The sequence below is a fragment of the Methanosarcina spelaei genome (assembly GCF_002287235.1).
GTDB lineage: Archaea > Halobacteriota > Methanosarcinia > Methanosarcinales > Methanosarcinaceae > Methanosarcina > Methanosarcina spelaei.
This window is the reverse complement of sequence record NZ_LMVP01000529.1, coordinates 1-22,638: the sequence shown is the minus strand read 5'-3', so window position 1 is coordinate 22,638 and position 22,638 is coordinate 1. Positions and strand designations below refer to the sequence as shown.

Genomic DNA, 22,638 nt, shown 5'->3' with positions numbered 1-22,638 from the left:
TTACTGTACTGAAGTGTGCGAGCCTTCGGGAACTCTGGATCGCTGCCATGCTCACCTTATAATAATTTATTTTCCATAACTTTTTTAAAATTAGTTTTTTTAGATTATTGCATATTTCTTAAGTTATTTTTACTCTTTTGTATACTCAGTTTGCAAAATCTACTCACTTTTTTGCTTTCTTTTGCTTGAGCGAATGAAATAGATTCAGATTCCTTGCTGTTGCGATTACATTGCAACTTTCTGAAAATCTCCAATCTCCTATGATTCTTAAGCAAAACTAGGGTTATAAATATTTTTTAAACTTTCTTCTTATATAAGTTCACTTAGATCAACGTAGTTCACTTAGATCAACTACTTGAGGTATTGAAAACTTTTTTGCCCTTGATCAGGGCTTTTCATGATGCTCTCATCCATACTTTAAAAGGGTAGATGCTGTGTAGCATCGCCCTTATTCGTAGATCTGCTGAGCCAGATAATTCTGGACACCTATCTGGTTGATCTGGTCAAGTTGGGCTTCGATCCAGTCAATATGTTCTGTTTCTTCCTTCAGGAGTGACTCGAGAAGCACTTTAGTGTCGTTGTCTCCCAACTCCATTGCCAGCTTGATGCCCTTATTGTACCCCTGAATAGCTCCTTCTTCGGCCCAGTGGTCATGATCATGCATTTTTGGTACTTGGTCACCGATGCGAATTTCGCTCAGGTTGTTGACTATTGGCTTCCCTTCAAGGAAGAGGATACGTTCGATCAATTTTTCTGCGTGTTTCATCTCGGTAATGGCCCGCTTCTCGATTACCTCGCCCAGTCTGTCATAGTTCCAGTTTTCGCACATTTCGGCATGGACAAAGTATTGGTTGATAGCAGCTAATTCATCTGCCAAACGTGCATTTAGACAATCGATTAGTTTCTGATCTCCTTTCAAACATATACCCCCTTGCAAAAGAAATTATATTTTTTCTATTTATACTTAAACTTACAATAAGTTTTAACATACTAATTTGGAGTTTTCATTTGGAGTTTTCATATACTTGGTTGGCTCTTGAAAGTACTATCATAAGATCCTTCCCTTCTTTTTTGTATAGTTTAGGGAAGCTCTGCTGTTAACAATATTTTTGTCGATAAAATTTAAAATTTACAACTTTTTGCCTGGACAAGCAGTGTTATTGAGTATAGACCTGGACCCTGTCTCCCCTGAATATTATGAGGCACATGTTATATAAACAAACTGAATATAAATAGGAGATCTGTTAATAAAATAAGAATTCTTTATCCGCAGAACATCCGATAGAAGTTTAAATATCAATCTTTTGAGCAAAAGGAAATTCTAATTTCTAGAATTAAGTTGTTCATAAAGTTAAAAGGCACTTAAAATTATTTATCAGATCTAATCTGATACTGTTCCCTGGAGTTCGTGATTTTTTCTTTAGTTTTTCTACCACTTCTCGTTATTAACTCTACACTTTTCTTTATTAACAGTGTATAGTTCTCAGTTATCACCTAATTTTTAACCTCCTCTTTAACTGCTAAGACTAGATTAAACTTTAGCTGTTTTGAATATTATAAAAATCGTCTAAAACTGTTAAATAGAATGAAGCCTTTTATTATTATGGGGATGTAATATGGCTGATGAAAATAAAATTAGTCAAGATAGTGAGAGTAAGTTCAGGTATAGACTTGGTAAGTGGCTTCTTAGTAGAGATGAATGCGTCTTCATGAATGTAATAGAGCAGAACCGGAATGATAAAGCCATACGTCAACACTTAATCGGATCAGTTACTAATTGGATAAACAAAAAGGAAGAACTTGTAACACAAGAAACGGTTTCTGAGATGTGCGAGTTTATTAAAAGTGAAAATGAAGCCCTTTACTTCCATTTAATGGAAAAATGCGCTCTAAAAGGAATAAGCGTGGGTGAAGGTCTATTTGAAGCCCTGAGCATGTGCAAGTGTGAAGAAGCAATAACTAATCCTCAATGTGGAATAACTGACGACGACTCTGGTGTGTGAGAGCTCTGGCTTGCTTGTAGTTTTTTGATATTTTAGACTATGTTTTTTGATATTTTAGACTATGTTTTTTGATATTTTAGACTATGTTTTTTGATATTTTAGACTATGTTTTTTGATATTTTAGACTATGTTTTTTGATATTTTAGACTATGTTTTTTGATATTTTATATATTTTATTTGGTTATCATGGTTCGTGTTCGGTGGGGTTTTCTATATTATGTGCCTTTACTATTCGCGGGCTTATAATGAATTTCTTCTTAGTCTCCTTACTTTATTAGGATTAATTAGGTCTTATCAGATTATTTTTGATAAATTTATTTAAATAAAAATTAAGCCTATATTTATTGGGGGTAACTTATGGGTTATATTGAAACATGGAATAAGGTAATGCAAAGACCGTCTGACTTTTACAGAGAGATGCCTAAGACCGGAGGGTATACTGATCCACTTACTTTTGCAGCAATCAGTTTCATCATATATGCGCTTTTAGCTGCACTTTTAACCATTCTCTTTGGCTCTGGAACATATATGGGCGGCATGTATGATGGAATGTATGAGGGTATGTACGGTAGTGTGAGAGGGCTTGGCTTTTTCGCAATACTTATGACTGTGATCATAACACCTATTGCAGGTATCATTTCTCTCTTTATCGAAGCTGCAATACTCTATATTATTTATAAAATACTTGGAGGAATGGGAAGTTACGAAGGTACTGTAAGACTTGTTTCCTATGCAACTGCTGTAATGGTACTTTCCTGGATCCCCATTATCGGCTGGATTGTCGGAATTTACGAGATATATCTCTATATTGTGGGTGGAATGTATGTCCATGGTGTAAGCATGGCAAGGTCTGCAATAGCTATACTGCTACCAACGTTACTTGTAATCCTGCTTATAGCCATAATTATGGCATGGATATTTGCTTTTTCAGGATTATTCTTCTCCAGAATTTTTTCTAATGGGGTTATCCTTTTATAAGAAGAACCCCTTTTATTTTTGAAATATGTTCTCTTTAAAAATTTAAAAACCGATTGCCTCGAACTAAATATTTATATATTAGAAATTACTTTAATTGAAGCTACACGAGCAACACGTGATCAAGAATGCCAAGATGGCGGAGCGGCTACGCAATCGCCTGCAGAGCGATTCCATTCCGGTTCGAATCCGGATCTTGGCTTCTTCTCTACACGATTTATTGTTTTAAAATTACTTTATTGAGTATTTAAACAAATCTGTAAAATGCCAAGATGGCGGAGCGGCTACGCAATCGCCTGCAGAGCGATTCCATTCCGGTTCGAATCCGGATCTTGGCTTTCTTTTAAAACTGATCTTTTTCCCAGAACTTTTAACTTCCTGACTCTCTTAGCGTGTATTTGGAGATTACTTTAATCAGGTTCAAATTCGAACCTTAATTTTATATTAGGGAAGATCGATTTTTGAGCATGGACATTGACATACTCATGCAGAGGCTCTTTGAACTTTATCCTGAAGCAGCTACCGATAGCTTTATAGATCCTTTTTTTTCGTTAATTTCCACTGTAATGTCCCATAGAACCAGGGATGATGTCACCTATCCTGCAGCTAGCAGACTTTTTGAGAGATTTTCGACGCCTGAAGAAATGGTTAGAGCTAATGTTAGCGAGATTGAAATTCTTATAAAAGATGTGGGCTTTTACAGGGTTAAAGCAGGAAGAATACAGGAAATTTCCAGACTTCTTCTGGAGAAATATGATGGCAGGGTTCCTGACAATATGGAAGCTCTTCTTGAATTGCCTGGTGTCGGCAGAAAGACTGCTAACTGTGTGCTTGCCCATGCTTTCCTTAAGGATGCCCTTGCCGTGGATACTCATGTTCACAGGATTTCTAACAGGCTTGGTCTGGTAGAGACAAAAGCTCCTGAGGAAACTGAAGCTGAATTAAAAAAGATCTTTCCACAGAAAGATTGGAGATATATAAATCTCCTGCTCGTCAAATTAGGGCAAAATACATGCCGGCCTATTTCTCCAAGGTGCAAAACATGTGCTCTTGAAGACATCTGTCCTAAAATTCTCCTTTAACAGGGAGCTTTCTGTGGTTCCGGAAATTTCAAAGTCAAACTCCGAAATCAATGCTTTGGCTCTCTCTGTGACTCTATCAGGGCTGCGGAAAAAACCTATGAGACGATACGAGATTATTTATATAAGGCTGGCATTTAGCAGGCAAAAAGGTTATTCGTATCCTTAGTTGATAATAAATTCATTCCATATATACAGTATCCACACTGTTATCAATACTCAGAATTATATCATTTATCACACTTTACGAGGTCAAATATGTTTCAAATAGGAGAAGCTTTAATGGGGCAGGGTGCAGAACTTGCCCACGTTGATTTGATGATAGGAGACAAGGGAGGCCCCGTAGGGCAAGCTTTTGCAAACGGTCTGACCCAGCTTTCAGTCGGACATACTCCACTCCTTTCCGTTATCAGGCCCAATCTGCCTCCAAAACCTTCGACCCTCATTATTCCGAAGGTTACGGTAAAAAATATGGATCAGGCAGGAAAAATTTTCGGACCTGCTCAGTCAGCCGTTGCAAAAGCAGTAGCAGATTCGGTCGAAGAAGGCGTAATCTCAAAGGACCAGGTTGAAGAACTTGTTATTGTAGCCAGTGTCTTTATTCATCCTGATGCCCAGGACTACAACAAGATCTACAGGTATAATTACGGAGCCACAAAACTTGCAATCAAACGTGCTCTTGAAGGCTTCCCGGACATTAACACAGTTCTTGAGGAAAGTAACAAATCTACCCATGCTATCATGGGATTCAAGGTCATAAGACTCTGGGATCCACCCTACCTGCAGGTTGCTTTTGACAATCCTGACATCGAATTTGTGCAATCTGCCATTTCCCAGATTCCTAAAAGCGATCACGTTATTATCGAAGCAGGCACGCCTCTGATCAAACGTTACGGTATGGATGTCATTTCAAAAATCAGACAGGTCAGACCTGATGCCTTCATAGTTGCTGACCTGAAAACTCTGGATACCGGAAACCTTGAAGCAAGAATGGTTGCCGATGCTGCAGGAGACGCTATTGTAGTCTCAGCCCTTGCTCCGATCAACACTATTGACAAGCTTATCGAGGAAGCTCATAAGACAGGTATTTATGCTGTCATGGATACACTTAATCAGCGCGATCCAATTTCTGTCTTAAAACAGCTTAAGGTCATGCCTGATGTTATTGAACTCCACCGTGGAATCGACATTGAAGCTACTGAACATGCATGGGGCGATATTGCCGAAATCAAGAAGGTTGCTCCAAAGACTCTGGTTGCTGTTGCAGGCGGGGTCCGTCTTGACAAAGTGCCTGTAGCTCTCGGTCAAGGTGCTGACATTCTTGTAGTGGGACGCGCAATTGCCAACGCAAAAGATGTCAGGGAAGTTGCCGAGCAGTTTATCAATAGCCTCAACAAACCGGAAATTGACCAGTTCAGAGTCATGACTGACTTCTAAGTAGGTTTAAGAATTTCATGAAATTGCTGAAAACTTGCTGCTAAAACCTAATGCTAAAGGGAAAATTATGCAGTAATTTCGGCAAAAACCTTTAGAGAAAGCGTTGATATCCACGCTTTCCATTTCTTTTTAAATTTCAAGAGGGGATTTTTTGGGTTTACCATTCATTGTATTGAACTATAAGACTTATTTACAGGGTACAGGTCAGGGAGCAGTGGAAATTGCAAAGGCCTGTAAAGCCGTATCCGAAGATTCAGGTATCGAGATAGCAGTAGCCCCGCAGCTTCCGGACATTTATAGGGTAGCCTCGGAAGTTGAACTGCCGGTTTTTTCCCAGCATCTGGATGGGATAGGAGCAGGAAGTTTTACAGGCCATATTTTCGGAAAATCCATAAAAGATGCAGGCGCTGTAGGGACTCTGATCAACCACTCTGAGAAGCGTCTAACCCTTGCAGAAATCGAGGCGTCGCTAAAAGCTGCAAAAAAATTCGGGCTCAGGTCAATTATCTGCACTAATAATGTCCCGACAACTGCAGCAGCTGCAGCCCTGGGTCCGGATTATGTTGCAATCGAGCCCCCAGAACTTATAGGGAGCGGAATCCCTGTCTCAAAAGCCGATCCTGAAATTGTTAGCGGTTCGGTTGAAGCGGTTGCGAAAATTAATTCCCAGGTAAAGGTACTCTGCGGAGCTGGGATTTCCAAAGGTGAAGATCTAAGGGCAGCTCTTGACCTTGGTTCTCAAGGCGTGCTTCTGGCATCTGGAATTGTGAAAGCTGCAGATCCAAAAGCCGCACTCGAAGATCTCATACGTCTGGTTTAAGTTTTATTTTCTTGAGTTTCAGGTTGAGCTCTGGTATTTGTCTTCAGGTAGTTGATGAGAGGCTTTACTGCTCTTTCATCTCCAGTGTCAATTAGCAGGAATACGGAGTTCTCCCTGACGTTCTTGTTTTCACTACTCAGGCCTCTTGTTAGAGGTTCTACTGCTTCTTCTTTTCTATCAATAAGGATATTTGAAGCACAGTCTCTTACTTCTTTATTATTATCTCCCAAAGTTCTGACAAGAGTTTCAGTTGCTTTTTCATCTTTTATCTCTCCTAAAGCAGTAACAGCAGAAAGCCTAATTCCGGAGTTATTATCCTCAAGAGCTTTCTCAAAAGTTCCAATTGCTTTTGGATCATTTATTTTTCCCAGAGCTTCTAAAGCAGTGCATCTGAGTGTTTCATTTCCGTCTGTTGCAGCACTATTGAGCACATCCACAGCTGTGGCATCACCTGTGTTCCCAAGGGCCCATGCTGAAGCAATTCTCACGTTTTCGTCTTCATCTTGTAGTCCTGCGGTTAAAGATTTCACTGCTTTTTGGTCCCCTATTGCTCCCAGAGCCAGAGCTGCACTTCGCCTAACTTCTGGATCTTCATTAGATAACAGTTGGATCAGAGGTTTAACAGCCCTCGGGTTTCCAATTTCTCCCAGAGCAAGGGCTGCGCAACTTTTTACTGAATTGTTTTCACTCAAAGCCATGATAAGGGGTTCTACTGCTCTTTGATCCCCTATTTTTCCGAGGGAAATAGCACTACACTCTTTCACATTGTCGTATTTATCCACTTTCAAGGCAAGTGATAAGGGTTCCACTGCCTTTTCATTCCCAATTTCTCCAAGAGAAAAGGCTGCACAGGCTTTTGTTTCATTGCAGTCTTTGACCAGTATCTCAATAAGAGGTTCAACAGAACTTTCTTCTCTCATTCCTCCCAGTGCAAGTATGGAACTGACTCTCACATAACTCTTTTCATGTTTTAATGCTTCTAAGAGTTTCTCCGGCACTTTTTTATCTTCAGGAGCAACTCCGGAAGCCTCTACATATTTTTTTATGTTTTGCGGGTCTGCTTCCAGCGCATTGATGAGGGGTTCTGTTTCGGAGTCTCTAGTCGCTTCAAATGCTCCTGCTGCCTCCTTCCGGAAGTTAAGGTCTTTTTCTTCGACAGCTTTCGGAAGAGTTTGATCTATTTTTTCGTCACTTTTTTTTCCAGTGAACTCAGCAGAATTTCCTGATTTTTCCTTGAACATTTCCGCAATTCCTGGAACAGCTCTCTCGTCTCCCATTTCGATAAGCGAAAAAACAATATATTTTCTAGCAGTCTTGTTCTGGTTCTCAAGAGATTTTATCAACTCAGGAACTGCAGGTTTTCCTATTTCTATGAGAGCTCTGGCACAGTTCAGTCTTGTTTCTTCGTTTTCAGCCGAGAGATTTTGAATGAGAGGTTCTATTGCCCTTTCATCTCCTATATTTCCAAGAGCCCAGGCTGCTGTACTGCTTGTGTATGCATCATTATCTGAAAGGGCTTCTATAAGGGGCTCAACTGCCGGTTTCCCTATTCCAACAAGAATATCACCAGCACACTGCTTAACATCACTATTTTTATCCTTTAATGCCTGAATAATCGGTTTAGTATTTCTGTCTCCAGTTTCTACAAGAGTTTTTACAGTCATATTCCTGACTTTTTGGTCAGGATCTTTTAATTGCTGGACAAGAACTCCTGTTGCTTCTTCTTCTCCTACTTTCCCAAGGGATTCCACGACAAGATTTCTTACCTCAGGATCTTCGTCCGAAAGAGCATTTATCAGAGCTTTTTCTGCTCTCTGGTCCCCGATTTCTCCTAATTCGACAACTGCAGTACAGCGGACTTCCTTATCTTTGTCCGAAAGGGTCTGAATCAGGGCGTTTGTTGCTTTATCTTCTCGGAGTTCTCCGAGAGCCATAATGGCTCTCTTTCTTGTCTCTTTGTCTTCGTCATTCAATGCCTTTATCAGGGGTTCAGTGGCTTTTTTATCCCCTGTCTTTCCGAGGGCTTCTACAGCATTTCTTCGAACTTTTCCGTCCTCATCTGAGAGGGCTTGAATCAGAGATTCTTCGGCTTTTTCTCCTCCAAGTTTCCCTAGAGCTTCTGCTGCACTGGATCTCACTTCACTATTGTTATCTTCCATACTCAGGCAGAGGGCTTCAATAATTTTCTCTTTTTCTACATCTCCTGAGAATAAGGTCTCTTTCCAGTCGTCTTCCTCTGAAGAAGAACCTGCCTTTTCAATTTCTCCAAGAGCCCAGGCTGAATTGGAGCGTACTCTTTCGTTTTTGTCTGAAAGCGCCTGAATTAATTGTTTTTCTGCTCTCTGGCTTCTTGCATTACCAAGAGCTAGAGCTGCACTACCTCTAACTTTCGGGTCTTCGTCCTGCAAAAGATTTACTATTGCTTTTTCTGCTTTTTGCCCGCCAATGTTTCCAAGAGCCAGAGCGGTTTCACACCTTACTTCCGGGTTTTCGGAGTCAATAACTTCTATAAGAGGATCTACAGCTTCTTCTCCCATTTCTTCCAGAGCAAATCTGGCCTCCTTTCTGGAGTCTATATCCTCATTTCCCAATTTCTTTATTAGAGGCTCTATAGCCTGTTGAGTTTTTGACTCATTCATATCCAAAATGGTTGTTCCGTTGGGGATTTCATAGGGATTTTTTATGTTGCCTTCGCTAACTCCGGAAGCAACTCCAACCAGTGTCAGTGTGAATAGTAACAGTACGATTTTAGGCACTGAAGGATTCATATTTTATACCGTTTCCATAAATTCGATATTAGTTTGATTTTGAAATTCGGAGTCTTAAGTTTCGTAGATATTTTACGAAATAAAATATCCTACTTAACGTTAAATAAATATCCTGATATATTTTTAGTATATGTTTAGCTTCTTGTGATTCACTTACGTAAATTTTCGCAAAACAAATTTCCGGGAATTATCATTCTTACCATGAGAAGGTACCTGATAAGAAATGTACTTAAATTACGGAAATTGATGTGTTGAAGATATTATAGAGCAATTTTAATAACTTCCATATCTAGTATTAATTAATCTGATTTTTAATTTACTATTTATGACTAAGAGTCTGTTAATTAATACAACATGTTATGAAAAAATATATTTTAAGAATCCGTACTGGAAAATATATCCTCAAACATTCGATAGCAATATGTTGTTGGCAGTTAGTTCTAGCTTCCAGAAGGCATCTTTAAGAGCCTTTCAATTCTACGACTGCTATAAATATTTTTTAAGCATTTTCCAGGGTTTTACCTTTTTTCAAAGATCGAAAAATGTCAGGCAATTAACGGTTAGCATGAGACTGTACCAGGAAATCATTATTCTTTGTTTTTAACTAACAGTTCTGCTGTTCTAATTAATAACTCAATTTTTCAATAATTTTAGAATTGTCAGAGATGCTTTTTTCGACTAGCTATGATAAAATAGTTAAAGTATTCTGGCATTTGGGTAAGAATCATTACTCTTTTGGCTAAAAACCTCTCCAGAGAACGAAAAATTAAAAATAATTTTTCAATCTAACGTTTATATATTAATTATAAAAAATCTATACTATGAAAGGTTCTCCGAAGTTCAAATCTCAGGGATAATCATTCTTTTTCCTTTATGTTCCAGTATATCGACGTTTATTCCATATGCTTCTTTTATTTTTTCCTGGCAATTGTCGTCTTTATGTGGAAAACTGTTGTCAAAATGTCAGAAAAGTGAGAAAGCTTCCGAATACAGCCGCATTTCCAGAATCAGATTTTTTAAGTTTCAGGTTTTTCAGTTTTGTGAAGATTCTCATCAAAATGCTGTATGAAAATTTTACTAAACTATTTGGTGAAAGCAATTTTTATAGATACCTGAAAAAAATATCTGAAAAGTAATTGCACCTTATAGCAGAGAACTATACTGAGTCTAAATAGATGTATACCTAACCCAAATTTTTGAATAGCTTTGAATAAAAAAGAATGAGGCTTTTGAGCCGATTTTTTTGCAATTTCTTTAAAATTACTTATAAGCCTCAACAAGAGGTTTAACTGCCCTTTGATCTCCAATTTCAATAAGGATTAGGGCTGTTTCAGCTTTGAGTTTCTTGTCTTCCGTTTTCAAATTTTCTATAAGGGGATCGACAGCCAATTCGCCCATGTCTATGAGAGCTTCTCTGGATATAGCCCCAAACTCTTGATCTTCCAGTTTTCCTACAACCATTCTTGCAGTTTCCTGGTTTTTTGTTTTGCTGAGTGCAAGAAAAGCTGCATTTCTAATATCTGCATCCATAGTTTTGTCATCAAATATCTTTTTGAGCGTTTCTACAGCTTTGGGATCCTCTATATTCCCCAGGGCTGAAACTGCTGCTTTCCTGACTTCAAGCTCCTCTTCTTTATCGGTTATTACATCGATTAAAATCTCAGTAGCGTTAGTGCTCCCGATTTCTCCAAGGGCAAGGATAGCGCTTTTTCGGACATCAGTATTTGCGTTCAAGGAATTACTTTTTTTTCCTTCTGTACTCTTTCCGGTTTCCAGGATTTCCATTAAGGGTTTTACTGCGGTCTCGTTGCCTATTTCTCCGAGCACAAGAGCTGCACTACTTCTTACTTTGATTCTCTGGTCTCTTAGTCTATCTATAAGATAAGGTACTGAATTTTCGTCTCCCATTCTCCCAAGCGCAATTGCACAGCCGCCTTTAACATATTCGTTATCGCCATCTTTCATTTGTTTTCTTAGAATTTCTACTGCCCTTTCGTCCCCAATCTTTCCAAGTGCAATTGCTGCACTGGCTTGTGCAGGCGGATAATCTCTAGTCAGAATTCCAATTATAGGATCTACTGCAGCTTCTTCTTTCATTTCTCCAAGAGCCATCATAGCTGCAACTCTTGTGCTTCCTTTATTGCTTTTAAGAGCTTTAATAAGTTTTTCGGTTTCGCTTCCCGGTTCTTCAGGTCCAAAGTCCGAAAGCGCAAAAGGCATATAGATACTTGAATTCTGTGTTTCTGATTCAAGAGCTCTCTCAAAAGCGTCTGTTTCTCCCCTCTGTTCCGCCCTGGCGGAGTCCATAGCAATGGAATCTGCAATGTACTTTCTTGTGACTTTATCTTTTTCTTCTATGGCCTGCAGAATGTCCTCTGAGAGTCCTTGTTTCCATTCTTCATCTTTACTCTCGTTTGCAGCTTTATTCGAGGCCTCAATTTTCCTAAAGTTTTCAGAAAGGATATTTTCTGCTCTGTCATCCCCGGTTTCAAGAAGCGCGAGAAGCATGTAACTGTTTACTTCTTCAGAACTCGAATTCTTTGACTCGATTTTGTCAACAAGGCTATTTGCCGCAGGACCACCAAGCTTCCCGAGTTCAGATGCAGTATTCAATCTTGCTTCATGGTTGCCGGCTTCCAGCCTATTTATAAGATTTACTATAGAACCGCCGCTTGAAACTCCAGCTTCGGTCTGTGTGTATGTTTCGTTTCCACTGACTTCTATGAACCTATCACTATTTGCAAGAAGTGAAAAAAATATAGAAAGAGTGATAAGCGCAAATAAAAGAGAGACTCTCCATCTAACTCCAGACATTACATTATCTTTTTTTTTATTGTTTATATTACTTTCTATCTTTATTAATACAGATAATGTGGATTTAAGAAAAAAGTTTTTTCCTTTCTACTTCAGACTTTCCTTTTTGTTTCAGATCTTCCTTTCTGCTTCAAATTTTTCTTTCTACTTCAAATTTTTCTTTTTGTTTCAGGTTTTTCTCTCTTATTCTGCACCCAAGACCGCAAAGGAGTGATGTGACATCAGCTTCGACAGAATTAGCGTTGCAATCCCCAAAAACCGTTATTCTGTAAGTAACTCCGAGTCTTTTTGCTTCTTCTCTTTCTTTTTCAGTTCCTATCATGTTAAATTCTTTATAATCTCCCCAATTCCCTTTATAATTCCCCCAATTTTCTTTACAATCTTCCCACTTAATCCTTTTGTGATCTCCCAGATTAATGCCTTTATAGATATCACTTATTTCGCAGGTTGCAAGCTGTTTGTTAGTGTTTATAGCGTTAAGGATAACTACAGGATCAGCCCCTTTAGGAATAAGGACTGAAATATCCCTTGTAGAATGTTCGAGGTTTTCTTTTCTCCATTTCCACAATTCGGATTCCGAAAGCATGCGAAGATTTTCAAGCTTGAGTTTTACAAATTTATTTATTATATGAGGGGAAGTGCCTTTTGATACCAGTTTTGTAAGAACGATCTCGTCCAGTCCTGCTTTTTCCAGGGTACCTACATGAATTTTTCCTGAATAAATATGGAAAAAGCCACAAACTTTTCCAACAGAGTTCAGGATGGTCTCATACTCAGTTATTCTGGAATTAATCAGTTTGTCCGATTTACGCAGGGCATGAGCAGTATCCCCGTACTTACGAGCAGCAGCTTTCATTTTTTTCACAAAACTTTCTTCGTCATGGACTCGCACAAGCCTTGAGAGCTCTTCGCACTCCTTGATAAATGCTTCATGAACCTCAAGAACTCCGGTGTTTTCCATCTGAATGAGGGCATACAGATAGGGGTTCTGGCCAAGAATCCTACCTACAAAGTCCAGCATTATATCATAGACCGGGCTTACGAATTTTCTGGACCTTTTTATATCGAAATCTAACCTGTCAATGGTCGTTCCTATAGTAATATAAGCAAAATGGGTAAGCCCCTGCACAACCGAAACAAGCCTATCGTGTTCGGCTGCAGTAGTAATCTCAATGTGCGCTCCTCCTTCTTTAAAAAGCTCTTTTATTACCGGAAACCACTTCTCAGAACGTCCTTTTACAGGAACAAGAATAACAGTTTGTCCTCTTATTGTAGGAATCGTTGGGCCGAACATTGGATGTGTACCGAGAATTTCCACTCCGGAAGGAGCAAATTTTCTCATGGCCTCCACAGGTTTTACTTTAATGGAAGTAAAGTCCATAAGGAGGCTTCCGGCTTTCATTTTTGGGGCAATTTCCGCAATAGTCTCTTCAGTTACACTGATGGGCACAGAGACTATTACTATGTCACTTTCCGGAACAGCTTTTTCTAGATCCGAAGCAAAAGGAACCTCTAATTTCCTTGCAATCTCTGTTTTCCCACCTTTCCCCCAGACCGTAACTTCATAACCTCTTTCTTTGAAAAAACGGGTAAACCATTGTCCCATTTCACCGGTTCCGCCAAGGATCAGAATCTTCGTTTTTTCAGGATTTTGAGCCGTATTGACCTGATTCCCTGGTTTCAGATTAGCACTCAAGCCTGCAAAGCCTCCAGAATCGTTTTTCTCATAAGTTCGACTGGAGGTTTGATTCCTGTCCAGAGCTTGAAAGCTTCAGCTCCCTGATAGACAAGCATTGAAACCCCACTCACGGTCTTTGCACCTGAGGCTTTTGCTTCTCTTAAGAGCCTGGTTTCCAGGGGATTATAGACAATATCAAAAACAGTAAGGTCAGGATTGAGATCTTCTGCTGTGGCAATCGTAGTGTCCGTGTTCGGGTGCATTCCAAGAGTTGTGGTGTTGATCAGGATATTGGAATCCTGCAACAGGTTTTTTAGTCTGGAGAGCCCTCTCCCAGTTACGTTTCCACAAAGGGCTGCGGTTGAGATATCTTTAGCAAGCTCAATTGCTCTTCCTTCGGTACGATTAACTATTGTGATTTCAGCGCCATCAGCTGCAAGCTGAAACGCAATAGCTCTTGCTGCTCCTCCTGCTCCTGCAACTACGATTTTAGACCCCTTTATTTCCACTGCAGAATTCTGAAGTGCCTGCTTTGCTCCTAATCCGTCAGTGTTGTACCCTTTTATTTCTTCATCTTTCCCAAAGACGATAGTGTTTACAGCCCCTATACTTTCGGCCAGTGGATCAGGTTTTATGCAGTCAAGTTTCAAGGCTGCCTCTTTTAAGGGCACTGTCAGGTTCAACCCTCCAAATCCCATAGCTTCAGCCCCAAGAATTGATTTTTCCAGCTTTTCAGGTTTCACCCTGAAAGCGTGGTAGATACAGTCCATCCCAAGGGCTGAAAAAACAGCATTATGCATTGCAGGAGAAAGGGAATGGGCTATAGGGTCTCCAAATACGCCAAAAACTCGCTTCATTCGAGCAGCTCCATTATTTTCTTTATTTCATCTACCTGAAATTGTCCGGGAGCTGCAGAAACTTCACTATTAACAGCCGAATATGTCAGGACCGAACCATAAAAAGGAGCAATTACCCTTGTATGTTTTCCAAGCTTGCCCATAGCGATCGTACATACAGCGTTTCCTGCTTCCCTGGCATCCAGTGCAACTCTTAACAGGTCCAGTACGTCTCTTCTCGATTGCGGCATAACAGCAAGTTTCGCAATATCTGCTCCTGCCAGAAATGCCTCTTCCAGAATAGTTTTCATTTCTTGGAAAGCCGGAGTTTTTGAAAAGTTATGGGAAGAAACGATTATGGTTTTTCCGTATGCTTTTGCCACTTTTATTACCTGGTCTCTTTCTTCTCTCCCGGCAGAGAGTTCGATATCTACTGCATCTGGTCCGTCTTTCAGGGAAAGGAGATTTGTAGAAAGGAGATTTGTTAAAAGTTCAATTCTGTCGTCCTCTTTTCCTTCCCATTTTCCTCCTTCCTTAAATGAGCGGTTTGTGAGAATTACTGGAAGTCCGGTTTCGGATTTTACTTTTTTGATTGTTTCTGCAGCTGTTTCCAGGTTTCTCATTCCAAGTAAATCCAGCCGGATTTCTAGAAGGTCGGCTCCCATTTCGGCGGCCTTTCTTGAAGCTTCAAGAGGCTTTTCAAGGATTACTGCGACAACGGCAGCTCTTTTCTCAAGATCAAGCTGGCCAATATGAATCATCGTTGCTCCGGTTTTCGTTTTTCTGCTGATTACCGTTTCTTTTTCTGTTTTTCCTTTTCAGGATTTTTCCTTTTCAGGATTTTTCCTTTTTAGGAGATTATTTCTCTATTAGGGGATCATTTCTCTATAATTGTCTCTTCGATTTTTTTACCGAAATGTCTGGCTCCTTCCTCCAGGCGAACCAGAACCTCATCGCCTTTCTTGAGTTTGGCGACTGAAATCGGATTTCCGTCTTTTCCAACCAGCTTGATAGTTTCGGCATTTTGCAGGATTGCACTCAGAGTACGGTCGCCTGCTTTTGCTTCAATAAGCATAAGAGGACGGCTTTCTATCTTGACCCTGCCCACAAAGCCTTCTCTCTGTCTCCCTTTTGAATCGATTATGGTTACCGCATCGCCAGTCCGAAGTTCCGAGAGGTAACGGGTTTTATCTCCTATTTTTATATAAGAGTGAACCGCACCTGCATTTACCCTGAATGGGCGGGCTGCCACATACGGGCTGTCATCGGATTCGGAATTTACGAGGAACATCCCGTTTGCCTGAGAACCTATTAGCATGCCTTCTCCTTTTTGCATAAGGTTGCATGTGTCTACACAGACTCGGTCTCCCATTCCAAGAGGTTCGACCCGAGTTATAATCGCAGACTCAAGCTCAGTGGTTTCGTTTTCCAGTTCTCTTGCAGCCAGGATGGTATCTTTAATTTCCTGGATGTTTCCACTGTTAAGAAGGACACCATCTGCCCCGGTTTCAAGAGTCTGGAAGGCCAGCCTTGCTTCTTCAGCAGTCTTTACCCCAAAAATTATTTTTACATCATAACGCTGAAGCTCAGCTATCAGATTTTCCAGAGGGATAACCTTCCAGTCCGTGCCTGTCACAATGAGGAAATCGCAGACCTTTCCCAACTCGGCTGCGAAATTCTCGTAGCGTTTGTCTCTAATTATAACATATCCGCCAACAGCCACTTCTTTATCCCTTAGAACAGTTGCTGCGTTTATGTCAAGAGAACCTTGAGTCTCAAGGGGCAAAGGTTTCGTTCCATCGCCTTCTCCTCTCTTTCCAACGACAATAATCTCAGCTCCGGATTTGTTGTCACGACCAAAGGTTGCTACTGGAATATTTCCCAGTTCCCTTACTTTTCCAACATCTCCTGAGTTTACAAGTACGCAGTCGGCTCCTGATTCAAGGCCTGTCGTAATTCTTTCTTTCTGTTGTTCCCAGCCGCCGTCATCGGCTTTTATCCATACACTTTTTTTCTTCAAAGGTTTCAACCTCGGTATACTTTCTATTTTTACTCAGGCCTTTTCCCCTTTTTAACTTCCGTTTCAGGTTCTGGTCTTGCTTTTCAATATCTAGCTTTCACTTCAACTGTTCGAGAGCTTCTTCTACAGGTCTTCTATGATGTACAATCTCGCAAATCGCCCGGGTGAGTCTGACAGGATCCTTATGCTGGAAAACATTTCTTCCGATTGCAGCACCTCTGGCTCCGGCTTCCATTGCTCCGTCAATCATCTCGAGGAGTTCTAGGTCCGTTGAGGTTTTAGGTCCTCCTGCAATAACTACAGGTACAGGGCAGCCTCTGACAACGTCTCTGAAGCTATCAGGGTCTCCGGTGTATACTGTTTTTACAACATCAGCTCCAAGTTCGGCCCCAATCCTTGCGGCATGCGCTACATTTACAGGGTCGTGCGGATTTGTGATCTTTTTACCTCTAGGGTACATCATAGTAAGAAGGGGCATACCCCATTCCGTACAGTCTCTGGAAATTTTTCCGAGCTGCTCAAGCTGGTCAGTTTCGGTTTCAGAGCCTATATTTATATGCATGGAAACGGCATCGGCCCCCATCTTAATTACTTCCTCAACTGTACAGACCTGCACCTTGGCATTAGGGTCCGGGCTCAGGGAAGAAGAACCACTGATATGCACGATAAGGCCTATATCATGGCCGTATCCCCTATGTCCGTATTTTACCATTCCTTTTTGCATAAGAACGGCGTTTGCTCCTCCTTCGGCAACTCTGTTTACTGTATCAGTGATATTGATAAGCCCGTCAATAGGCCCGTCTGAAATCCCATGGTCCATGGGAATGATGACAATGTTTCTGCTTTCCCGGTTCATCAGCCTTTCTATCCGTATCTTTTTACCGATTTCTGACATTATAATCTCCTTCTAGGCAAAATGCTCTCAAATTGTTGCTATTATCTACTCGGAACTTCCATGCTAGTATGTGACACGTTAGCACATTAAATCTATTTAAAGCTATTCCAACTAGCTACGAGACAAGTTATTCACTTTAATATCAACGGATATTCTTGAACTTTTCTGTATAATGATGTACTATAATGATCAAATATGAAGTTTTTCTCTTTACTATGAGTAAATGGTATCATTGAATATGCACTTCAGGTAGGAGGAAAAATAAACCCATAAATATAGGTTAAGGAAAATAAACCCATAAATATAGGTTAAGGAAAATAAACCCATAAATACAGGTTAAGGAAAATAAATTCAAGAAATTGATTGGTTTTGAAGCCTCTTGATTACGAAAACAATTCTCAATTCTAAACTATGGAAACATACAAGAATTAAAATAGGATAAGACCGGCTAATAGAGTAAACTCATAGCGTCAGAAATACAATCATACTAAAACAGGAACTGAAGGAACTATGAAAGAGCTGAAAATTCTTGTTGTTAATAACTACGGACAATTTTGCCATCTCATTCATCGGGCTGTTCGAGACCTTGACATGGATACGAAAATAATTCCCAATACAATGCCAATTGAGGATATCCTTGCAGAGGAGCCGGACGGACTGATCCTGAGTGGTGGGCCGGAAATGGATAGGGCGGGTTTATGTTTCGATTACGTCCGGGAAATCGATCTCCCTATTCTTGGAATCTGCCTCGGGCATCAGGCAATTGCCCTGGCATATGGAGGACATGTTCATGCAGGGAAAAAAGGCGGATATGCAGAGGTTGAGATAGAAGTGCTCGAAGAAGATGATATTCTGCGTGGACTAGGGCCAAGGACTACAGTGTGGGCTTCCCATGCAGATGAGGTTGCCATTCTGCCTGAAGGCTTTATCCATCTTGCGCGTTCTGATATTTGTGAAATTGAAGCTATGCGCCACCCGACAAAACCGATTTATGGTGTACAGTGGCATCCTGAGGTTTCCCATACCGAGAAGGGAGAAGAATTGCTTACCAACTTCCTTGAAATTTGTGAAAAATATTAATGTCGATTGTTAAAATCGACATTAGCAGTCGATATTAACAATTGACATTGGCAATCGATATTAGCAATCAATAAACAATCGATTATAATCTAAAGAACAAAATATACCTTAAACTTAGTAACTATATAAAAAAGTAAATGCAAACAAACGCTATATAAAAATAAGAAATATTTTCGGGACAAATTACATCCCTAGTCTTTTCTTCATCATTTTCTGAATATTGAATTTTCCGCCCCTAAATCCTTTTAGAGCTGTCTGCATGGTTTTGTGATATTTCAGAAGCTCCCTTACTTCTTCAGGGCTACAACCCGAGCCTCTTGAAATCCTTTTGATCCGGGAACCGCCTATGAGCTTGGGGTCAGTCATTTCCTCTTCTGTCATAGAGTCCATGATTATCTTGTAATTTTTCATCTTGTCACTGGTAGCCTGGAACGTCTCATCTGACAGCTTAACGCCTCCCATTCCGCCCATTCCCAGTGGCAGCATGGACATAATCTGTTTGAGAGGGCCCATCTTGTTCATGGCTTCAAGCTGCTTGTACATATCCTTGAGGGTGAATCGCCCCTGCATTAGGGCCTCGACATTTACGTCTTCTTCACTGAGGGTCTCTTCAGCCTTTTCCATCAGGCTTTTAAGGTCTCCCATGCCAAGAAGCCTTGAAATGAATCTGTCAGCTTCGAATTTTTCAAAATCTTCCGGTGTTTCCCCCACGCCAATAAAAGCAATAGGGGCTTTTGTTTCGGAAACGGCAGACAGAGCTCCGCCTCCTTTTGCGGTACCGTCAAGTTTCGTTATGATAACGCCTGTAATCCCTACAGAATCATTAAATGCATGTGCCTGCTGGCTTGCCTGTTGTCCAATACCTGCATCCAGCACCATGAATTTGTGGTTTGGCTTGGCAACGGCATTGATCCGTTCCATTTCTTCTATCAGATCGGCTTCAAGGGCATGCCGGCCTGCGGTATCCACAATTTTTATGTCATATTTTTCCAGAGCTTTGAGCCCGTTTCTGGTAATTTCGACAGCATCGGGATTGTTTTCTTCTCCATAGAAAGCGACATTAAGCTTCTCACAGAGAGTTTTAAGCTGGTGATATGCACCGGGTCGGAAGGTATCTGCGGCGATAACCCCTGCTTTAAGTCCTTTTCTCTGGAAGTAGCGAGCAAGTTTTGCTGTACTGGTAGTTTTTCCGCTTCCCTGAAGCCCAACCATCATTATAGTCTGCGGCTTGAGATGAATCTCAGCTCCCTTGCCGATAATTTCCATTAGTTCCTGGTATACGATGCGGATTACGTGCTCCCTCGGGTTCATACCTGCAGGAGGGTCTTCTTTCATTGCACGCTCTTTGATTCTCTGGGACATTCCCATAACAAGTTTTACATTCACGTCGGCCTGGAGCAGAGCCCGCTGGATATCTTTTACTACTTCATTGACCGTGCGCTCATCAATTCGCCCCGCGCCGATCAGCTTCTTAAGCGCCCCCTGTAAGGAGTCTCCAAGTTTTTCCATTACCATATGAAAATCATCCTGCTGATTTTTTGAGGATAAATAAAAAGATACTCACACTTTTTGACCTTGTGTAAGAGAGTAACCTTCCTTAATAAGCCTTAAGTTTCAATAGCTTGAAAAAGGGATCAATAAATGGATTCTATATCTATATATAGATCGGTGACCGATTATAAAAACGTTGCCGGGTATGAATATTTGAACGAGTGTTGTCTGAAAGACTCTGAAATGTGTTAAAATACGATTTCAAACACAAAAAACACAAATAAATCCGAAAAATAACTTACTATAGCGGGGGATGGATTCGAACCATCGGTCTACGGGTTATGAGCCCGTCGGGATCTCCTGGCTACCCCACCCCGCTACCGGGTAATTGAAATCTGAAAATGTGTCAAACCACAAACAAACTCAGAAAAGAGCTTTACTATAGCGGGGGATGGATTCGAACCATCGGTCTACGGGTTATGAGCCCGTCGGGATCTCCTGGCTACCCCACCCCGCTACGGGGTTTTATTTATCAGGCCACCTTGCCTGGGACAACTATCAGAACATACTAATGATCATTTATATAGTTTTCGCCTGGCCTTCTGATCTTCGTAGGTCTATCGTGGAATTCTTTAGAGGTCTATCGTAGAAATTAGGTACTTCTATCAAAAAAATTATTCAGTTAACTGCAATTTATCATATTTTATATTCTGCTCACTATTTTCTCAGGCTTTTCCGGAAATATATTTGATACTTCGAACCTTAAATCATATTATGACAAGGTGCATATTCTGTGGAGCTTATTGCGAGGTTAAGTGCGGAGTCTACTGTGAAGGCTATCCTGGAAGCCAGGGAGAAAGAGAAAAGGAAGGAGATACGGAAACTCTTGGATGCACACAAATCGGTACATCCTACATCTGCGAAAACTGCCTTAAAGATCTGAAACAGGCTCTCGGATCCCTTTAAAAGGACCAATGGGAGAAGAGCGCGATACCAAGAATACAGTGCTAAGAACTCGATACCCAAAATACAGTGCTAAGGATGCGATACCAAATACAGTGCTAAGAACGCGATACCAAATACAGTGCTAAGGACGCGATACCAAGAATATAGTGCTAAGAATGCAGTGCCAGGTCAAAAGTTAAGATGCCCTTTTCCTCTACTGAATGGGACGAATAAACCTGGAAAAGGGCAGGTATCACCAGTAACTCAGACAACCTTAACGTTGAGTGTGAATTTCTCTTCTTCTCCGGTTAATTTCTCCCAGGGTCTTTTATATATTCCAGTTACTTGTTGGCTGCCTTTAGACACGGCTTTAATTTCCCATAAATGGACTCCTCCCGCGCCCACAAGAGGTTCTTTGATTCCTTCAGGCTGCTCTGGAGGATAGTATTCTCCTGAGATATTATTGAGTCCCTGGCTTAGATTGAGTTCCCATGAATAACCTGTGGTCGGGTTTTCCTTAAGCTTGAGGTAAAACGTGTTTCCATTTTCAAGACTTATACTTGTTCCGTTGTCAGCTTCGGTTATTACCTGTTGTTTAAGTGAACTGGTGTTAGAAGCCTCTTGAGGTACGTTATCTACGGGTAGTTCAAAAGACTCGGTCACTCCATTCACATTTACAGTGTAGTTACCGGCTTTGAGGCCTCTGACTTCAAGGGGAATGGTTTCTGTAAAATTTTTTGTAGCCTGCGTGCAGAGTGCATCTTTCGGGCGTTTTGTACTGATATTAATATTGAAAACATTTCCTTTGCTTTCATTCTTTATTTCATCGATTTCGGTACATCCGTCAGGCAGGTAGCCTTTTGCTATCACCTGTATCTGTACTGGAAAAGACTCAAGGGTTGCAATCTGAACACTCTCTACTTTTGCAGTACCGTATATGTAATCTCCTCCAGTGGTCCCATGACTATTGTTAGTTTCGGTAATTCCCTGACTATCATTTGTTATATTTCCTGACTCGGTTTTATTCTGTTCTTCACCAATACAGCCGGAAAGAATAATCACGAATATCGTAAGCAGAACTGTTGTAATTTTTGCGTACTTCCAAAACTTATCGTTTGCTCCTATTTTCATTTTTTTCCCTCTTTCTCTCTCAACTCTTGTTCTCGCTGATACGTTTATGAAAAGATGAGTCTGTTTGGATTTATCCTTTGCTTAAACTTCAGTTCTGTTCGTAGCTTTATAGGTTAGTTTTCTTCTTTGTTAATTGAGTTGTCTTGGAATTCTTTTTTGGAGTAGATTTTTCCTTGTCCTTTCTTGTAAAGAGCCTGTGGGACCTAATTGAGAGTTGCAACTATCACAGAGGGTATATTAACATTTTTGAATCCTTTTTTGAATCCTTTTTGAATTCGTTTTTGAATCCTTTTTGAATTCGTTTTTGAATCCTTTTTGAATTCGTTTTTGAATCCTTTTTGAATTCGTTTTTGAATCCTTTTTGAATTCGTTTTTGAATCCTTTTTGAATTCGTTTTTGAATCCTTTTTGAATTCGTTTTTTATACATTTTTGTATACGTTTTTGAATCCTTTTTGAATTCGTTTTTGAATCCTTTTTGAATTCGTTTTTGAATCCTTTTTGAATTCGTTTTTGAATCCTTTTTGAATTCGTTTTTGAATCCTTTTTGAATTCGTTTTTGAATCCTTTTTGAATTCGTTTTTGAATCCTTTTTGAATTCGTTTTTGAATCCTTTTTGAATTCGTTTTTGAATCCTTTTTGAATTCGTTTTTGAATCCTTTTTGAAT

18 protein-coding genes and 4 tRNA genes are annotated in these 22,638 nt (G+C 40.3%); 9 read left to right on the top strand and 13 right to left on the bottom strand.

The genetic code is table 11. The features are described 5' to 3' along the window. Positions 1 to 448: 448 nt before the first annotated feature. On the bottom strand, positions 449 to 937 hold the full coding sequence (bfr, locus tag ASJ81_RS19330) for a bacterioferritin (protein WP_245860333.1): 489 nt from the start codon (positions 935 to 937) through the stop codon (positions 449 to 451). A gap of 679 nt (positions 938 to 1,616) precedes the next feature. Between bfr and ASJ81_RS19325 the strand changes: the two genes are divergently transcribed. The 7 genes from ASJ81_RS19325 (at position 1,617) to tpiA (ending at position 6,314) form a co-directional block, all read left to right on the top strand. Next, the gene (locus ASJ81_RS19325) at positions 1,617 to 2,003 is read left to right on the top strand and encodes a hypothetical protein (RefSeq protein WP_095645782.1); all 387 of its coding nucleotides are present in this window, start codon (positions 1,617 to 1,619) and stop codon (positions 2,001 to 2,003) included. A gap of 357 nt (positions 2,004 to 2,360) precedes the next feature. Next, positions 2,361 to 2,981: a YIP1 family protein gene (locus tag ASJ81_RS19320; RefSeq protein WP_095645781.1), complete on the top strand. Its 621-nt coding sequence runs from the start codon at positions 2,361 to 2,363 to the stop codon at positions 2,979 to 2,981. A 127-nt stretch (positions 2,982 to 3,108) separates the two neighbouring features. Further along, positions 3,109 to 3,180 (top strand) — tRNA-Cys (locus ASJ81_RS19315). A gap of 64 nt (positions 3,181 to 3,244) precedes the next feature. Next, a tRNA-Cys gene (locus ASJ81_RS19310) sits at positions 3,245 to 3,316 on the top strand. A gap of 129 nt (positions 3,317 to 3,445) precedes the next feature. Beyond that, positions 3,446 to 4,060, top strand: coding sequence for an endonuclease III domain-containing protein (locus ASJ81_RS19305; protein ID WP_095645780.1), 615 nt, complete (start codon positions 3,446 to 3,448; stop codon positions 4,058 to 4,060). A 255-nt stretch (positions 4,061 to 4,315) separates the two neighbouring features. Continuing rightward, a complete protein-coding gene (locus ASJ81_RS19300; protein ID WP_095645779.1) occupies positions 4,316 to 5,494 on the top strand; it encodes a bifunctional 5,6,7,8-tetrahydromethanopterin hydro-lyase/3-hexulose-6-phosphate synthase in 1,179 nt (392 codons plus the stop codon). Positions 5,495 to 5,645: 151 nt separating this feature from the next. Continuing rightward, a complete protein-coding gene (gene tpiA / locus ASJ81_RS19295) occupies positions 5,646 to 6,314 on the top strand; it encodes a triose-phosphate isomerase (protein ID WP_095645778.1) in 669 nt (222 codons plus the stop codon). Here tpiA and ASJ81_RS19290 read toward each other — a convergent pair. From ASJ81_RS19290 to ASJ81_RS19260, 7 genes are all read right to left on the bottom strand, one after another. Further along, on the bottom strand, positions 6,311 to 9,082 hold the full coding sequence (locus ASJ81_RS19290; RefSeq protein WP_095645777.1) for a HEAT repeat domain-containing protein: 2,772 nt from the start codon (positions 9,080 to 9,082) through the stop codon (positions 6,311 to 6,313). The two genes, tpiA and ASJ81_RS19290, sit on opposite strands and share 4 nt — an antisense overlap. Before the next feature lie 1,260 nt (positions 9,083 to 10,342). Then, a complete protein-coding gene (locus ASJ81_RS19285; protein WP_095645776.1) occupies positions 10,343 to 11,896 on the bottom strand; it encodes a HEAT repeat domain-containing protein in 1,554 nt (517 codons plus the stop codon). A 130-nt stretch (positions 11,897 to 12,026) separates the two neighbouring features. Further along, on the bottom strand, positions 12,027 to 13,502 hold the full coding sequence (locus ASJ81_RS19280) for a prephenate dehydrogenase (RefSeq protein ID WP_245860334.1): 1,476 nt from the start codon (positions 13,500 to 13,502) through the stop codon (positions 12,027 to 12,029). An 86-nt stretch (positions 13,503 to 13,588) separates the two neighbouring features. Beyond that, positions 13,589 to 14,431: a shikimate dehydrogenase gene (locus ASJ81_RS19275; RefSeq protein WP_095645774.1), complete on the bottom strand. Its 843-nt coding sequence runs from the start codon at positions 14,429 to 14,431 to the stop codon at positions 13,589 to 13,591. Continuing rightward, entirely contained in the window at positions 14,428 to 15,171 is a 744-nt protein-coding gene (gene aroD, locus ASJ81_RS19270) for a type I 3-dehydroquinate dehydratase (RefSeq protein ID WP_095645773.1), read from the bottom strand. Before aroD ends, ASJ81_RS19275 begins: the two co-directional genes overlap by 4 nt. 116 nt (positions 15,172 to 15,287) lie before the next feature. Further along, a complete protein-coding gene (locus ASJ81_RS19265) occupies positions 15,288 to 16,430 on the bottom strand; it encodes a 3-dehydroquinate synthase II (protein WP_095645784.1) in 1,143 nt (380 codons plus the stop codon). A 97-nt stretch (positions 16,431 to 16,527) separates the two neighbouring features. Continuing rightward, positions 16,528 to 17,325: a 2-amino-3,7-dideoxy-D-threo-hept-6-ulosonate synthase gene (locus ASJ81_RS19260; RefSeq protein ID WP_095645772.1), complete on the bottom strand. Its 798-nt coding sequence runs from the start codon at positions 17,323 to 17,325 to the stop codon at positions 16,528 to 16,530. A 510-nt stretch (positions 17,326 to 17,835) separates the two neighbouring features. Between ASJ81_RS19260 and ASJ81_RS19255 the strand changes: the two genes are divergently transcribed. Further along, positions 17,836 to 18,405, top strand: coding sequence for a GMP synthase subunit A (locus tag ASJ81_RS19255; RefSeq protein WP_048108591.1), 570 nt, complete (start codon positions 17,836 to 17,838; stop codon positions 18,403 to 18,405). A 183-nt stretch (positions 18,406 to 18,588) separates the two neighbouring features. Here ASJ81_RS19255 and ASJ81_RS19250 read toward each other — a convergent pair whose 3' ends face one another. From ASJ81_RS19250 to ASJ81_RS19240, 3 genes are all read right to left on the bottom strand, one after another. Beyond that, the gene (locus ASJ81_RS19250; protein ID WP_095645771.1) at positions 18,589 to 19,920 is read right to left on the bottom strand and encodes a signal recognition particle protein Srp54; all 1,332 of its coding nucleotides are present in this window, start codon (positions 19,918 to 19,920) and stop codon (positions 18,589 to 18,591) included. Positions 19,921 to 20,200: 280 nt separating this feature from the next. Next, positions 20,201 to 20,275 (bottom strand) — tRNA-Met (locus tag ASJ81_RS19245). A 63-nt stretch (positions 20,276 to 20,338) separates the two neighbouring features. Further along, positions 20,339 to 20,413 (bottom strand) — tRNA-Met (locus ASJ81_RS19240). A gap of 257 nt (positions 20,414 to 20,670) precedes the next feature. On the opposite strand from ASJ81_RS19240, the gene ASJ81_RS19235 reads away from it, so the two are divergent. Further along, positions 20,671 to 20,862 (top strand): hypothetical protein, encoded by a 192-nt coding sequence (locus tag ASJ81_RS19235; protein ID WP_095645770.1) that lies wholly within the window; start codon positions 20,671 to 20,673, stop codon positions 20,860 to 20,862. Between the two features lie 243 nt (positions 20,863 to 21,105). Here ASJ81_RS19235 and ASJ81_RS19230 read toward each other — a convergent pair whose 3' ends face one another. Together ASJ81_RS19230 and ASJ81_RS23035 are read right to left on the bottom strand one after the other, a co-directional pair. Beyond that, entirely contained in the window at positions 21,106 to 21,972 is an 867-nt protein-coding gene (locus ASJ81_RS19230) for a protease inhibitor I42 family protein (protein ID WP_095645769.1), read from the bottom strand. Between the two features lie 203 nt (positions 21,973 to 22,175). Further along, positions 22,176 to 22,638 (bottom strand): hypothetical protein (locus ASJ81_RS23035; protein WP_170943408.1); only part of this gene is annotated, 463 nt, incomplete at its 5' end.